This is a genomic window from Candidatus Binatia bacterium, from assembly GCA_029243485.1.
Lineage (GTDB): Bacteria > Desulfobacterota > Binatia > UBA12015 > UBA12015 > VGTG01.
In genome coordinates this window covers 38,459-53,284 of the sequence record JAQWRY010000047.1, presented here as the reverse complement: position 1 = coordinate 53,284, position 14,826 = coordinate 38,459, and the positions used below count along the sequence as shown (strand labels likewise).

At 66.7% G+C, this 14,826-nt stretch carries 10 protein-coding genes and 1 pseudogene; 3 read left to right on the top strand and 8 right to left on the bottom strand.

The features are described 5' to 3' along the window. Window positions 1-182: 182 nt before the first annotated feature. From P8R42_13175 to P8R42_13155, 5 genes are read right to left on the bottom strand one after another with little or no spacing between them, the layout of a single operon-like run. Window positions 183-1,409, bottom strand: coding sequence for a cytochrome P450 (locus P8R42_13175; GenBank protein ID MDG2305567.1), 1,227 nt, complete (start codon window positions 1,407-1,409; stop codon window positions 183-185). A 30-nt stretch (window positions 1,410-1,439) separates the two neighbouring features. Beyond that, window positions 1,440-2,183, bottom strand: a complete 744-nt coding sequence (locus tag P8R42_13170; GenBank protein ID MDG2305566.1) for an SDR family oxidoreductase — start codon at window positions 2,181-2,183, stop codon at window positions 1,440-1,442. Between the two features lie 10 nt (window positions 2,184-2,193). Then, a complete protein-coding gene (locus P8R42_13165; protein MDG2305565.1) occupies window positions 2,194-3,849 on the bottom strand; it encodes an amidohydrolase family protein in 1,656 nt (551 codons plus the stop codon). 9 nt (window positions 3,850-3,858) lie between these two features. Continuing rightward, window positions 3,859-4,653, bottom strand: coding sequence for a glucose 1-dehydrogenase (locus P8R42_13160; protein MDG2305564.1), 795 nt, complete (start codon window positions 4,651-4,653; stop codon window positions 3,859-3,861). Window positions 4,654-4,656: 3 nt separating this feature from the next. Then, window positions 4,657-5,541: a TauD/TfdA family dioxygenase gene (locus P8R42_13155; GenBank protein ID MDG2305563.1), complete on the bottom strand. Its 885-nt coding sequence runs from the start codon at window positions 5,539-5,541 to the stop codon at window positions 4,657-4,659. 147 nt (window positions 5,542-5,688) lie between these two features. Here P8R42_13155 and P8R42_13150 point away from each other — a divergent pair, with 147 nt between their 5' ends. The 3 genes and pseudogenes from P8R42_13150 (at window position 5,689) to P8R42_13140 (ending at window position 9,642) form a co-directional block, all read left to right on the top strand. Continuing rightward, the gene (locus P8R42_13150; protein ID MDG2305562.1) at window positions 5,689-6,429 is read left to right on the top strand and encodes a TetR/AcrR family transcriptional regulator; all 741 of its coding nucleotides are present in this window, start codon (window positions 5,689-5,691) and stop codon (window positions 6,427-6,429) included. Between the two features lie 33 nt (window positions 6,430-6,462). Further along, window positions 6,463-7,296, top strand: coding sequence for an SDR family oxidoreductase (locus P8R42_13145; protein ID MDG2305561.1), 834 nt, complete (start codon window positions 6,463-6,465; stop codon window positions 7,294-7,296). Between the two features lie 15 nt (window positions 7,297-7,311). After that, a pseudogene (locus P8R42_13140) lies at window positions 7,312-9,642 on the top strand (xanthine dehydrogenase family protein molybdopterin-binding subunit). Between the two features lie 22 nt (window positions 9,643-9,664). Here P8R42_13140 and P8R42_13135 read toward each other — a convergent pair. From P8R42_13135 to P8R42_13125, 3 genes are read right to left on the bottom strand one after another with little or no spacing between them, the layout of a single operon-like run. Beyond that, complete coding sequence (locus P8R42_13135; GenBank protein MDG2305560.1) at window positions 9,665-11,875, bottom strand: acyl-CoA dehydrogenase; 2,211 nt, start codon at window positions 11,873-11,875, stop codon at window positions 9,665-9,667. A 36-nt stretch (window positions 11,876-11,911) separates the two neighbouring features. Continuing rightward, window positions 11,912-13,075, bottom strand: a complete 1,164-nt coding sequence (locus P8R42_13130) for a hypothetical protein (protein ID MDG2305559.1) — start codon at window positions 13,073-13,075, stop codon at window positions 11,912-11,914. 6 nt (window positions 13,076-13,081) lie between these two features. Beyond that, window positions 13,082-14,818, bottom strand: coding sequence for a hypothetical protein (locus P8R42_13125; protein MDG2305558.1), 1,737 nt, complete (start codon window positions 14,816-14,818; stop codon window positions 13,082-13,084). Window positions 14,819-14,826: the final 8 nt, after the last annotated feature.

The following is a 14,826-nucleotide window of genomic DNA, read 5'->3' as shown; positions in this document are numbered from 1 at the left end:
CGGCAGCTTCTTCTGAATCTCACTCAGGACGTCCTCTCGCTCCCAGTTCGGCATGTCCGCCCTCCTTTGGACGGCGACGATCCCACGCCCGGCCTCCCCACCGACTCAGCGAAAGAACTCGCTTTTCATCCGAACCTCCGTGGTCCGAGGCCGCCCCTCACAACGCTGAAGCGCCGGCGGCGCTACGTGAGGCGGTAGCGCAACGGTAGGTGCTTGATGCCGCCATTGACCGCGGAACTCAGACGCTCAACGGCCCCCGCGACCTCGAACGACTCCAGTCGCTGGATCAGATGGCGGAACACAGCCTCGATCTCCACCCGCGCAACATGGGCGCCGAGGCAGAAGTGCTCACCGACACCGAACGCGAGGTGCTGGTTCGGGCTGCGATCCACGCGAAACGTGAAGGGGTCCTCGAAAACCTCCTCGTCGCGGTTTGCAGACGCGAAGAACAACGCTAGCTGATCTCCCTCGCGTATCGTCCGCCCACGCACCTCGCAGTCCTCGGTTGCGGTTCGGGTGAAATGGATGATCGGCGAGACCCAGCGGAGGATCTCCTCCACGGCCTCTGGCAACAGCTCAGGGTGCTTCTGGAGCCTCTCCCACTGGTCTCGGTGTTCGGAGAAAGCGAGCAATCCCCCACTGATCGCGTTGCGGGTCGTTTCGTTTCCCGCCTCGACCAGAAGCTCGCAGTACGACAGCAGCTGCGTCACGGTGAGTGGCTGGTCGTCGATTCGAGCGCGAATGAGCTCACTCAGGAGATCGTCGCGGGGATCGTTCCGACGCCTCTCGATCAAGTCTCCGAGATACGCGTGCAGCTCACCGCGAGCGCGCTTGATCGCCTGGCCGGGCGTCTCGCCGGGGCGGCGGAACTCCGGGTCGTCCTTGCCGATGATCTCGTTGGTCCAGCGGAAGAGTAGGCCCCAGTCTTCGCGCGCCACGCCAAGAACCCACGAGACGACCGCGATCGGAAGCGGGGCCGCGATCCTCTCGACGAAGTCGCACTCGCGCAGCTCGCCGTTCGTGGCCGCTTCGTCGAGCGTGTCGATGACGATCCTCTCGATGTCCGCAGCCTGCCCGCGTACCGCTCTCGGCGTGAAACGGCGGCTCGCGACGCGGCGCATCGGCCCGTGTCTCGGAGGGTCGAGCATCACGACCATTTCCGACGCGATCTTCGGTGCATCGGGTTTCATCAGGATGATCCCCTGCGCGCTCGAGAACCGAAGCGGCTGTGACGCTATCTCCACGATGTCGGCGTGTTTCGTGATTGCCCAAAACGGAGCCAGGTCGCGCGGCTCGAAGCGAGCGACAGGCCCCTCCGCACGGAGACGCGTCCACACATCGTGCGGGTAGCCGCGACGCGCAAAGCGGCGAGGGTCAACGAGCTCGAGGGGGTCAATATCCAGGGGCATTCGTGGCTCCGCGGTGCAGTGCTCGCAGTGTCAGGCGAGACAGGCGGACCAACCGCCATCGACCGGGATCACTGCGCCCGTCACGTACGAAGCTCGATCGGACGCGAGGAACGCGGCTACCTCCGCGACCTCCGACGGTTTCCCCGAGCGCTTCAGTGCAGCCTTCTCCTCCATCTCCGGAAAACGCTGGGCCCCCGCGGCCCCCATGATCTCCGTCTGGATGAAGCCGGGACAGATCGCGTTCGCGCGCACGCCCTTGCGTCCGTACTCTATCGCGGCCGCCTTGGTTAGGGCGATCACGCCGGCTTTGGCCGCGGAGTAGACGCTCGTTCCGAAGGGGGAGCCGTTGAGCCCGCCGATCGACGACCAGTTGAGGATCACACCGCCACCCGTGTCGAGCATGGCCCGGATACCGTGTTTCATCCCGAGGAGAACACCGCGGACATCGACGTCCATCGTCTTGTCGTAATCCTCCATCGTGATCTTCGTGATAGGACCACCCGTGCCGATCCCGGCGACGTTCAAGACCGCATCCACCCGGCCGAACTGCTTCACGGCCGCCGCCATGAGAGCCTCGACGTCCGCCTCCTTCGTCACGTCACAATGGACGGGCAGCACGGCGTCACCGAACAGGCTCGCCGTCTCCTTCTCCGCGCCACTGATGTCGGCTGCGACGACCCGTGCGCCCTCCCGGACGAATATCTTCGTCGACTCCTTGGCCATCCCCGACCCAGCACCAGTGATGACGGCGATCTTGCCTTGCAAGGTTCCCATCGATTCTCCTTCAGGAAATCTCCGGCCACACGCCGGGCCTTCGCTCGAGCGCGTCCGCGTGTGGTCGTTCGTCGGTACGGATCGGGGTTCCGTTCACCAGCACGTGCCTGACACCTGTCGGTGCGTCGGCCGTCAGACGCTCCCCGTCCGCCGGGAAGTCGCGAACACGCCGCAACGGCCCGGGGTCGACGGTGTCTGGGTCGAACACACAGACGTCCGCCCAGTACCCTTCGCGCAGGTAGCCCCGTCGCACGAACCCAAACAGGTCGGCGGCCTCACCCGAGAGCTTACGGACGGCTCGCTCGAGCGGCATCAGCTCGCGTTCGCGGACCCACTTGCTCAGAAAATCCGTGTACAGTGGCGCGTCGCACAGCTGATCCACGTGCGCCCCGGCATCGGAGAGGCCGAGGATGACCCGATCTTCGGTGAGCAAGTCGCGCACGGCCTCGACGTCGTCGTTCGCGATGTAGGCGCGGAACCGCGTCTTCAGGTCCTCGGCCACCGCGAGCTCGCACATCACGTCGAACGGGCGGCAACCACGCTCGTCCGCCAGCTCGAGCACGCGTCGGCCGATCAAGTCGGGGAACCGTTCGGACTCGGACACCTCGAAGGTTTCCCATCGGGGCTTCATCTGCGCTTGGTCCAGATCCAGCGCGGCTCGCTCCCGCCATTCCGGATCACGATAGGCGGCGATGCGCTCCTCCCGACTCCGCTCCAGAAGTGCCCCGAACACCGCACCGACGTTCAGGTTGTACGCGTCGGCCATCGTGAACTGCATCGTGAGCGGCCGCGGGGTGACCTGCGGCCACACGCGGCCCTCTCCGGAAAGGCTGTTTCGATGAATCTCGAGCTGCGGGTGGTGCTTGTGCTCCGGCGCAGCGAACAGCGGCCAGGTAACGGGACGACCGATTCGTGCCTGCAGCTCGTAGAAATCCGGGTACGTGCACTGCTTGCCCGGCGTGGCCAGCACAACGCCTTTCCCCGCCCGCCCCGCCGCCAGAAACAGCGCCTCGACCTCGGCGCGCTCGGCGAACCGGCTCGGAACGGGCTTCCCGTCCACGCCTCTGTGCGCGAAAGAGAAGCTCGTCGAGAATCCTGCGGCACCCGCGGCGATCGCCTCACCGACGAGGCGGCACATCCGCTCGATCTCCTCCGGGGTGGCGGCGCGCTCATACGCCGCGTCGCCCATCACGTACAGTCGAAGCGCGGAGTGCCCGAAGTACGTCGTGAAGTTCAGAACCGTGCCGCGCCGGCGGACGAGGTCCTTGTACTCCGCGAACGTCTCGAACTCCCACGCGATGCCCGCGTTCAGCGTCGCAGGATCCATGTCCTCGACGTTCTCGAGTGTGCCCACGATCACGTCGTGATGTTCGGGGCGGGTGGGCGCGATGGTGAAGCCGCAGTTCCCGGCAACCACGGTGGTGACGCCATGAAAGCAAGACGGCTGGAGGGCCGGATCCCAAAAGACCTGGGCGTCGTAGTGCGTGTGGATGTCGATGAAGCCCGGGGCAACGGCACACCCCGACGCGTCGAGTTCACGCGCACCGCTCAGCTTCGGCCCGATCTCGCGGATCACGCCTCTGTCGATCGCCACGTCGGCTACGCGGCCAGGACCACCGGTCCCGTCGAAAACCGTGCCGCCGCGGATGACGATCTCAGCCGCCACGTGCTCGCCTCACCGCGCTCGCGCCTTCATCCGTGCGGCCGCGAGCTCACGGAAAGGGCCCGGCGGCGCACCCACGTTCGTTCCGCCGTCAACTGGCAGGACCATCCCGGTGACGAGCGCGGCCCGCTCGCTCGCCAGGTACAGCGCGGCCTGCGCCACGTCGCGCGCCGTCCCCTGCTTCTGCACGGGCTGCGTCAACTCGATGACCACGTTCATGTCGTACGAGGTCATGCCCGTGGGGATGTGGCCAGGTGCGATGCAGTTCACGCGGATCCCATGCTCGCCCAACTCGACGGCGATCGAGCGACTGAAGTGGATGACGGCAGCCTTCGAGGCGCGGTAGGTCAAGAATGCGCCCCCGGCCATGAGCGCCGCGATCGACGCGGTGTTGATGATGGATCCGCCACCGTTCTGCGCCATGTGCTGCGCGGCCGCCTGGCTGCCCACCATGACGCCGAGGAGGTTCACCCCGATCACGTGCTCGAAGTCCTGCAGGTCGTCGTCGAGGAAAGCGGTGGGCTTGGCCCCCGAGACGCCGGCGTTGTTGAACATGACGTTCAACCCACCAAACCTGCCGACGGCGAAGTCGACGAGCGCCCGAACGTCGTCCGCGTCGCTCACGTCGGTCCGCTGGAAGACGGCGGCGTCACCGAGCCCGGCCACGACGCGCTCACCCTGCTGGACGTCCACGTCCGCGACGACCACCTTTGCCCCCTCCTCCACGAAGAGTTCCGCAGTCGCGCGACCGATGCCGCTCGATCCACCCGTGACGATCGCGACCTTCCCCAAAAGCTCGTCGCCCATGGCTCAACCGCCCGCGTCGACCCCGGCGATGGTCTCGGTTCCGACCAGAACGGTCCGATGCATCATCCTCCCGGAGTCGGCTGGATACGGGACGGCGCGATGCATGACGCCACAGTTGTCCCAAATGAGGAGATCACCAACGTCCCACTCGTGCCGGTAGACGTTCTCGCTCCGGGTCGCGTGGCTGGTCAGCTTCTCCACGAGGGCTCCGCCCTCCGCCCCCTTCAGATCGGAAACGTGGTCGACCGTCATGCCAAGCACGAGGGAGCTGCGCCCGCTTCGGTGTCGCCAGACGAGCGGATGCTCCTTCTCTCCGATCCGACCGGCGCTCGCTCGGAACTCCTCCGCTTTGCGCCAACTCGCCTCCTGCTCCGGGGTCGGATTCGGGTTCGTCACGCGGTTGGACGCCTCGAGGCTATGCACGACCCGCAACGATTCATACTGACCACGTTGCTCCGCGGGCAGGTCCTCGTAGGCGGCGTAGGTGTTGCAGAACTCGGTCTGACCACCGGTCGCCGAGAGGCGACGTCCCGAGAGCATCGTCGCCCGCGGCGGCGGACCATCCTCGAAGAGACCGTCTATGTGCCAATCTACGGTAGCCTTCAGGTATTCCGCCGAAGGGTTCTCCCGCGGGTCGAGAGTGATCTTGAACACCACCTCCTGCGTGCCATCGGGACGCGGACGCCCTTGGGGGATCACATCGCCGAGGTTTCGGGTGAAGGTGACCTGCTCCTCGTCATCGAACCCAATCTGTGGGAAAACAAGAACCCCGTAGCGCTCGAGTGCACCGAGGCACTCGTTGGCAAAGGAGGGGTCGAGCACCCGCTCTCGCGACACGATTGCCTTGGCGCCAATGCGGGCCGTCAAAGGAACAAAGGACTCACTCATCGGCTGGTCTCCTACGCCTGCGAAGGATGGCCTTTTCCGGTAAAGGAACGTAGTATCACCACTGCTCTCTAGGTACAATGGCGTTCTCATTCCGGGTCGAACCCCGGGGTGGCCGACCGGAAGAGACGCAGCGGGCGAGGGACGACGATGACAGCGAAACGCGCGACGAAGGCAACGGATCTCGACGACGAGTCGGTCCCTGCGTGGCAACAGCAGAGCGTGGATCGCTCGCTGCGGGCCGCGCGCGCCCGCGCGCACGAGCGAAGCGACCGGTTCGTCGCTGCCGCGACAGACCTGATGCGAGAACAGGGAACGACCGACTTCACAGTCCAAGACGTGGTCGAGCGCTCCGGGATGTCGATCCGAACCTTCTACAAGTACTTCGCCAGCAAAGAAGACCTGCTCTTGGCGGTCTCCGAGACTGTGGTCGCGCGGGAAGCCGTGCCGCGGCTCGAAGAACTCGTCGCGAAACACAAGGCCCCGCTGCGGCGGCTCCGCGCCTTCATCGAGGGCCTCGTCGGGCTCTCGACCGGAACGACGAAACCCGTCGCGAGAACCCTTGCAAGCTACCAGAACAGGCTCGCCGAGAGCCGACCCGACGACCTCGAACTAGCGATGAAGCCTCAGTTCGACCTACTGACGGAGTTGGTCCGAGACGCAGCTGCCGTCCAGCCTTTACGGCGCGGCCTCACACCCCCAGCCGCGGCACGATTGACGCACTACCTCGTGCGTACGGCTGTCCACAGCCGCTTGTTCGGCGCGGCCGGCGCAGCGGACCTCCCAGCCCAAACGATCTGGCAGTACTGCGCAGCCGGCATGGGGTTCGATACCGAGAACGCAAAGAAGACCGTTCCGCGCAGCCGACGACCCTCCACCAAGACGGACTGATCGTCCGACCCACCGACGCAGGAGAAGGACGACGTGAACCTGTTCGACAAGTTCCGATACGATGGCAAGCGAGTGTTGGTCGTGGGAGGCGCCACGGGAATGGGCGCCGCGGCCGCCGCGCTGGCGAAGGACGCCGGTGCTGAGGTGGTCGTGATGGATTTCGCCGACATCCCGCTCGACGGCGTCGGCAAGATTCAGCTGAACCTGGCCGATCGCGCCTCGATCGACGCGGCCGTGGACGAATGCGGCGGGCGGGTCGACGCCCTCTTCTCCTGCGCCGGCGTCGCCGACGGGACACCGGGGATCGAGCGAATCAACTTCGTCGGACACCGGCACTTGATAGACCGCCTGCGGTCCAAAGCGATGCTCCCGCGCGGGAGCGCCATCTGCCTCATCTCGTCGTCAGCCGGCCTCGGGTGGGAAACCAACCTCGAGGAACTCTCGGAGGTGTTGGACATCCCGGACTTCGACGCCGCCGCCAAGTGGTTCGAAGACCACGAGAAGAGCGACTACCTCACGACGAAACAAGCGGTCTGCGCCTATGTCGCACGTTCCTCATTCGAGCTTCTCAAGGAAGGCATCCGAATCAACGCGGTGTGCCCAGGGCCGACAGACACCCCCTTGGCCCAAGCGAACAAGGACATGTGGCTCGGCTTCGCAGCCGACTACCGCGAGGAGGTGGGCCTCGAACCGTTCACCCCGATGGAGCAGGCGAACCCGGTCCTCTTCCTGTGTAGCGATGCCGCCGCGGCGATCACCGGCATCACACTCCTCTCGGACGCCGGATGGCTCAGCTCGTCGACGACAGGATCGTTCCCGGACGGAAAGTGGATCGCCGACATCCTCCTCAACCGAACGACCGAGTAGCCTCGGGGCAACGCCATGGAGCGAACCGAGCCGCCCGCCAGGCCGGATGGCCTGACCGAAGAACGAAGCTTCCGGATCATTGGCACGACCCCGGTGCGTCACGACGGCATCGACAAGGTGACAGGCCGAGCGCGATACGGGGCGGACATCCAGCTCCCCGGAATGCTCCACGGCAAGGTGCTTCGGAGCCCGCACGCCCACGCGCACATTCGAAGCATCGACACGTCTCGTGCAGAGGCCTTGCCAGGCGTGAAGGCGGTCATCACGGGCGCCGACATGCCGGAGATCGCTCCCGGCTTCGAGCAGGTCGGCGAGATGCCGCTCAGCTTCAAAGATTTGAGCGACAGTGTCCTCGCCAAGACCAAAGCGCTGTTCTACGGGCACGCGATCGCCGCCGTGGCGGCGACCAGCCCACACGTGGCGGAGCAAGCCGTCGGCTTGATCGACGTCGAGTACGAGACCCTGCCCCCAGCGATCGATCTCGCCGCCGCGACCGCACCCGGCGCGCCGATCCTCCATCCCGACATGCGTACGCGCGACATGCGCCCGGACGCCCCCAAGGCAGAGGATGAACCGAGCAACGTCGCGACCATCTTCGAGTTCGGGCGGGGAGACGTCGCTGCGGGGTTCGAGGCCGCCGACGTGATCGTCGAGCGAGAGTTCCGCACGTCCGCGGTGCACTAGGGCTACATCGAGCCACCCAACGCGGTCGCCAAGGTCGACGCCGACGAACAAGTCACCGTCTGGTGCTCGACTCAGGGACCGTTCGACGTCCGGGGCCTGTCGGCCCGGATCCTGGACATGCCGCTGTCGAAGATTCGCGTGTTCCCAACCGAGATCGGCGGGGGCTTCGGCGGAAAGACGACGGTCTACCTGGAGCCCATCGCGATCCTCCTGGCGAAGAAGTCCGCTCGTCCGGTCAAGATGGTGATGAGCCGAGCCGAGGTGCTGCAGGCGTCCGGACCGACGTCGGGATCGCACATCCGCATCAAGATGGGGGCGACGCGTGAGGGGCGCATCACCGCGGCCGACTGTTGGTTCGCTTACGAGGCCGGCGCGTTCTCCGGTTCGCCCGTAGGACCGGGCGCGATGGCCTGCCTCTCGCCGTACGACATGGAAGCGCTCCGCATCGAGGGGCGCGACGTGGTCGTCAATCGCCCGAAGGTCTCGGCCTACCGCGCTCCCGGCGCCACGAATGCGGCGTTCGCCGTCGAGTCGGTCGTCGACGAGCTCGCAGGCGAGATCGGGATGGATCCAATCGATTTTCGGCTTCGCAACGCCTCCCGCGAAGGCTCTCCGCAACCCGCCGGCCCGAAGTTCAAGCGACTCGGCCTCGTCGAATTGCTGGAAGCGGCCAAGGCCCACCCGCATTGGACCGACCCTCTGGGCGAACCCGAGACCGGCGCAACCAGCGCGAAGCGGCGCGGTCGCGGGTTCGCCTGCGGCTTCTGGTTCAACGGCGGCATGCAGTCGAGCGCAACGATCAACCTGAACCCCGATGGCACGGCCAACGTCGTCACGGGCTCCCCTGACATCGGCGGCACACGCACGGCGTGCGCGATGGTCGCGGCCGAAGAGCTCGGGCTGGCGATCGAGCAGGTACGGCCGCACGTCGCCGACACCGACTCGATCGGGTTCACCGACGGAACCGGCGGCAGCCGCGTCACTCTGGCGACTGGCCTCGCCGTGTACGAGGCCGCCCAGGACGTCAAGCGCCAGCTGTGCGAGCATGCCGCACGTTCGTGGCGCGTCCCGGTGGACGAGGTCGGGCTCGAGGGAGACGCGGTCGTCGGGCCCGAGGGAGCCCGAAAGACCTTCGGCGAGATCACCGCGAAGGCCGGCCGCACGGGCGGACCGATCGTCGGTCGGGCCTCGATCAACGCGAGCAAGGTCGTCGGAGGTTCGGTCGCGGGGCTGATCGCGGACGTCGAGGTGGACGTCGAGACCGGCCGCGTCGATGTCGTCCGCGCAACCGTACTGCAGGATGCCGGCAAGGCGATCCACCCCGCGTACGTCGAAGGCCAGTTGCAAGGCGGTACGGTTCAGGGCATCGGCTGGGCCTTGAACGAAGAGTACGTCTGCGACGAGGACGGCAAGCTCCAGAACGACGGCTTCCTCGACTACCGCATGCCGATCGCGAACGACCTCCCGATGATCGACGCCGTAATCCTCGAGATCCCGAACCCCGCCCATCCGTTGGGAGTGCGCGGCGTCGGAGAGGTGCCGATCGTGCCACCGCCCGGCGCGATCGCGAACGCGATCCACCGAGCCGTGGGCGTCCGGCTCGCCGAGCTGCCCATGTCACCGCCGCGCGTCCTCTCCGCAATCCGGTCGTCGCGCGACTGAGCCCCCGACGTATCGAACGAGATCAACTGCGACTGCGGGGCATCCCGAGCGCCACCTGCGCGATGATGCTTCGCATGATCTCGCTCGTTCCCGCGTAGATCGTGGCCGCGGGACAGAATCGGTAGCACGACTCGAATTCGCCTTCCGACACCGCGCCCGGGTCTCCCCGGGCGAACAACGACTCCGGCGCTGCGAGGTCGAGAAGATCCTGCGCGTCCTCGACGAGAATCTCCGTCTGGAACAACTTCGACATCGGGCCCTGCCCACGAGCGGGGAGACCTTCGGCCGCGACGAACATCGACTGGCGCGCCAGAACGCGCGCCGCCTCGAAGTGCGTGGCCGCGCGCGCGAGCCGCTCCTTCACACGAGCGTCTTCGATCGCCGGCCGTCCGCCCCGGCGTGCCGCGCGGGCCCATCGCGCGGCCCCGTCGATGAGGTCGACGTGGTGGTCGGGGTAACTACCCCCATGCTCGAGTTCGAGCGCGTAACTGAGCACGCCCCAGCCACCGTTCACGTCACCGATACGATAGCGGTCGGGGACACGCACGTCCGCGTAATAGGTGATGTTCGTCCGCTCGTCGCCCACGGTATGGACGGCCTGAATCTCGATGCCCGGAGCGTCCAGCGGCACCAAGAACATCGTCAGACCCCGGTGCTTCTTTGCCTCCGGGTCCGTGCGCGTGAGGAGGAACACGTACTGGGCGACGTCGGCTCCGCTCGTGAACATCTTCTGTCCGTTGATCACCCAATCGTCGCCCTCGCGCACGGCGCGGGTCTGCGCCGCAGCGACGTCCGAGCCGGATGCGGGCTCCGTGTATCCCAGGGACGTCACCGCATCGCCTGAGACGATGCGCGGCAGCACTTCCTGTTTCAGCTCGTCGGTCGCGTACTGCATGAGCGTCGCGCCCACCATCCGAGTCGTACCCAAGGCGTGCCGCGTCCAACCCGCGCGGAAAAACTCCTCCTCGAGCGCCATCTGCTCGTAGACTCCACGCTCCTGGCCGCCGTACTCTCGAGGCCAGGACGGGAACGCGAGACCGGCCGCCGCGAGCTTTCGATTGAACGCGGCGTCATGGCCGCCCCACGAAAAGTGCGCGTGCGCGCGCAACTCGTCCGTCAAGTTCTCGTCGAAGAACCGCCGCACCTCCGCTCGAAAGATCTCGGCCTGCTCCCCGAGCTCGAAGTCGAAGGGCACCTCGCCCACGTCGGGCAGCGAGACGCGCTCGCCGTTCCACAACCGGTCGGCCGCCCGGAGCAACTCGTCGTTGGGGTCGCCCGCCAACAACGGGACCGCCTTCACCCGCCGGTAGTAGAGTTGGGGATCGTACTCGAGGGAGAGTCCGTATCCTCCGTGCGTCTGCACACCACGTCGCGCCGCGCCCGTCGCTGAAGTGCAGGCCCAGGCGAAGGCCATCGAAACCAACGCCGCCGCCTCTGGCCGCCCGCGGTCGATCGCCCACAGTGCCTCGTGCACGAGGAGACGAGCCGCCTCCACGTCCGCGACGGCGTCCGCGAGCGGGTGAGCGACCGCCTGGAACGTGCCGATCGGCCGATCGAACTGGATGCGTTCGGTCGCGTACGCCGCGGCGATCTGCAGTGCCTCGCGCCCCATGCCCGTCACGTAGGACGCAGTGAGCAGCTTCCATTCTTCGAGCGCCGCGGCGAATGCAACCGTCGCCCGTTCGCCTGTCGCCAGCACCTCGACCTCTCGGCCCTCCCCTCCGGGCCAACGCCCGAGTCCGGGGGCGCCCAGGTTACGAGCCTGGGTCGCGGCCGGCGGGCGGCGGACGAGAACAATCTCACTTCCGCGACGCGCGACGGCCGCCGTGGCGTGCGTGCCTCCCGCCAGAACGAGGTCGTCCCCGTCCGCCAACGGACGGAGCGCGAGCGACACGACCGCCTCGCCCGACAACGCCGCGGCGAGAAGCTGCGGGGGGCCGAACTCGGAGAGAAGCCGACACGCCACCACGCTCTCCGCGACCGGACCGGTCGCGAGCCGGCGCCCGGCCTCGTAGAGAAGAATCGTCGCCTCGAGGACCCCCAACGCGCTCCCGCCCTTGGCCTCCGGCACACGAATCCCGAACGCGCCGGTCTCCGCCAGACGTCGCCAGAGCTCGGGATCGAAGCCGGCCTCCTCTGCGCGGCGGATGCGCTCCGAACTCGACTCGGCCGCGAAGAGATCGGCAAGGGTATCGCGGAGCAGATCCTGCTCCTGGGTAAATGCGAGATTCATGTCAGGTCTCGGGATACGCGAATACGGCTCGGGCCACTACCGCGCGGCCGACCGGTCCCGCTCCTGACCCTCGTATCTCGTTTCGGGAAAGTCGTTCGCCAGGCCGTCGCGAAGGTACCGGCCGTGGGCCGCGCGCTCTTCGGCATCCGACGCGAAGTGACTTCCAAAGAATGCGAGAGCAGCGAGACGGGTGATCATGAGCTGGCGGCCGGGCGCGAGCGGGGCGTCCGGCAACCCGCTTGCGCACGGGGGCGGTCGCGAACCAGATATCACTCCGTCCTCGGGGTCGCCGAGGCTCGCGAAGTAGCCCTCCGGTGGCTCGGCCTCCGGGTCGAGGTTCCGGCGAAGCATGAAACAACCCATCGCATCGGGCTGAGGGATCAATCGGTTGGGGAAGCGATCGGACGCGGCCACGAATCCGGTGTGCGTTCCGTTTCCGACCGAGAGCAATGCAGCATTGGAAACCAAGCGCGGGATCGGTTCGGCGTTGGTCTCGTAGGGCACGAGAGCGTCCGCCGTCCCAGCGAGCATCAGGAACGGGGGATCCGCATGGGCGAAGAACCGCTCGTCGAAGAACGAAGCGAGACCGGCGATCGAAAGGGACGCCCGGATCCGAGGATCACGAAGCCGCGGGTGATACGTGACGAGGATCGTCGTGAGACCACCGAGCGACACACCGAGCGTGCCGATCCGCTCCGGATCGATGCCCCCCTCGAAGGGGCGCTCGCCCGGGCCCCATCCGAGCATCTCGTCGATCACGAACGACAGATCTCCGGGCTGGTTCACGACGTCCGTCGCATTCGGCCCACCCGGAGCGCTGAGATTCGTGAGCGGAAAGTCGACGGAGACCACGACGTATCCATGGCTCGCGGCGAGCTCGGCAAGCGCCGCGTGCTCCGTCCGCCACGACATGAAGCCGTGGCTGTAAACCAGGAGGGCGTGCGGCCCGGTGGCGTCCTCCGGGTACCAGAGCGTCGCCTCGAGCGTGCGGTTCGGCGCGCCGGCGAAGTCGCCGTTCGCCGCAGTCGGCCGCGCCTCGTCGACGAACACGTGGTCGCTGCTCCCAACCCGGAACGGGCCGGGAGCCAGGCGCTCTGCGCTCTCGCTCCCATCGGGCGGAGGCTCGGGACCCATGACCAGGAAGGCCACCGCAAGCCCGAGAGCAAGAGCGCCGGTCAGAAGACCGAGGACACGGAGCACGGGGCGCTACTCCACGACCTCCAGTGTCGACCCGATGATGATGAACATCTCGTCGTCGCTCGTCAGCCCCGACGTGATCGGACACGCGTCACACAGACCATCTCCCGCACCGGGCGACGTGTCGCACGTCGCATGATCATTGGGCCCGGTGCACGGCTCGCCAATCATCCCCTCCGCGCAGGCAACGGGACGACAGTCTGAGCGATCGGGCTTGAACGACTTCCGTGTCACGGAAGCCGGATCGGGTGACCCATCTGACGCAACACCGTTGTTGTACACGGCGCAGTACACGAGCGTCCGCTCATCCGGATCGTCCGCATCGAACTCGAGAGGCGGATCGTAGTAGTCCCAAACGGGATCGTCCCAGAACGGGTTGTCGTACAGGCGCTCTCCCGTGCTCTTCAGGTCGATCGTGAACCGCTCGCCGCGCTTGTGGGTGTGCGACGTCAGGCTGAGAAGGAGAGTGCCCTTGGGGAGAACGTGCTCCCTACAGTACTCGGCCTTCGTGAAGGGCGGCGTGCCGGCTGCGATGGTGAGGCCGGACGTGTTCTGCCAGACGACGTCATGGAACCGTAGGTCGTCCGTGAAGTAAACGTTGGTGTAGTGGTGGTGCAGCAGGTCCGTTGGCGTGAGATTGAAGGCGTGGGAGTTCCAATAGAAGATCCCATGAGACGGGAATTCGGCAAAGAAGCCGCCTAGCCCATTCGAGGTGCTCACCCGGCCCGCCGGCGACGCGCCGTTTGCCCCACCGGGTGGACCGAATCCGATGCACGCGACGCTGTTGCTGATCGCGGACCGGCACTGCGCGCCCGCGCACGACTCTCGGTCGAGCGGATCGCACTCCTCGCCCAGACGCGGCCCATCCGCGCACTCCCATCGTCCGAACTCGGGAGCGTCCACCGCTTCTGCTCCGAAGCCCGAGTAGCTGAGCGTCAGGTGATGGGTATTCGGATCGGCCAGCAGCTTCTGGCCGTTCGCGTAGAAGGCGTTGCCGTCCGGCGTCAGGAAGCGCTCGGGGATCTGGTCCCGTAGATCGAGGTACTCCGCGAAGCAGATCTCGAACTCGCTCGCCGCCGAAATCGCGTGCGGCGGCATCGCCAACTGCACGCCCTCGTCGCGCGCGGGCACCTCCAGCGGCTGAATCTGCACCGGATCGGGGTCCGGCAGGCAGGCGCCCAGCAGGTCGGCGATCCGATTGCCACCGAACTCGTCACCGAGCGAGCCTTCACGGGGTGCAGCCCCTTCGATCCACAGACGGATCGCCTCGAGCTCGTCGGGAGTCAGGGCCGTACCCGAGAGCGGCATCGCGCTCCCGGCGATTCCGACCGTCAGGAACGACGGATCAGTCGCGGCCGCGAGCTTGTGGAAGAGATAGCTCTCGTTCACCTTCGTCGGCTCGACGCGACGAAACTCACTTCCGACGGAATCGGCGCGCACCAGGCTGTCGTAGGACACGTCGGCACGCAGATCGAGCCCGCCCGAGGCGCTGCTCCCGTGACAAACGTCGGTCGTACACCCGCGGCGTTCGAAGACGAGGCTCTGGATCGCGTCGTAGGCGCCGTCGAAGGACGCGTCGCAGTCGTCCGGCTCTGGCTCCGGCTCTGGAACCGGGTCCGGCGGCGTTTCTGAAGGTGGCGACGTGGTCGTCCCAGGCGTCGACTCCGACCCACACCCGAGAGCGAGGCCGCAGGCAAGTACCAGGGGCAGGATGAGGACGGCCCTCTGCTTCATCGAATCGATCATCGTCTGTT

What these genes read in the sequence shown, in the direction of transcription:
- P8R42_13175 (MDG2305567.1), bottom strand. Translation starts at nt 1,409, where the DNA reads ATGCCCCTGGATATTGACCCCCTCGAGCTCGTTGACCCTCGCCGCTTT.
- P8R42_13125 (MDG2305558.1), bottom strand. Translation starts at nt 14,818, where the DNA reads ATGATCGATTCGATGAAGCAGAGGGCCGTCCTCATCCTGCCCCTGGTA.
- P8R42_13170 (MDG2305566.1), bottom strand. Translation starts at nt 2,183, where the DNA reads ATGGGAACCTTGCAAGGCAAGATCGCCGTCATCACTGGTGCTGGGTCG.
- P8R42_13160 (MDG2305564.1), bottom strand. Translation starts at nt 4,653, where the DNA reads ATGGGCGACGAGCTTTTGGGGAAGGTCGCGATCGTCACGGGTGGATCG.
- P8R42_13135 (MDG2305560.1), bottom strand. Translation starts at nt 11,875, where the DNA reads ATGAATCTCGCATTTACCCAGGAGCAGGATCTGCTCCGCGATACCCTT.
- P8R42_13155 (MDG2305563.1), bottom strand. Translation starts at nt 5,541, where the DNA reads ATGAGTGAGTCCTTTGTTCCTTTGACGGCCCGCATTGGCGCCAAGGCA.
- P8R42_13150 (MDG2305562.1), top strand. Translation starts at nt 5,689, where the DNA reads ATGACAGCGAAACGCGCGACGAAGGCAACGGATCTCGACGACGAGTCG.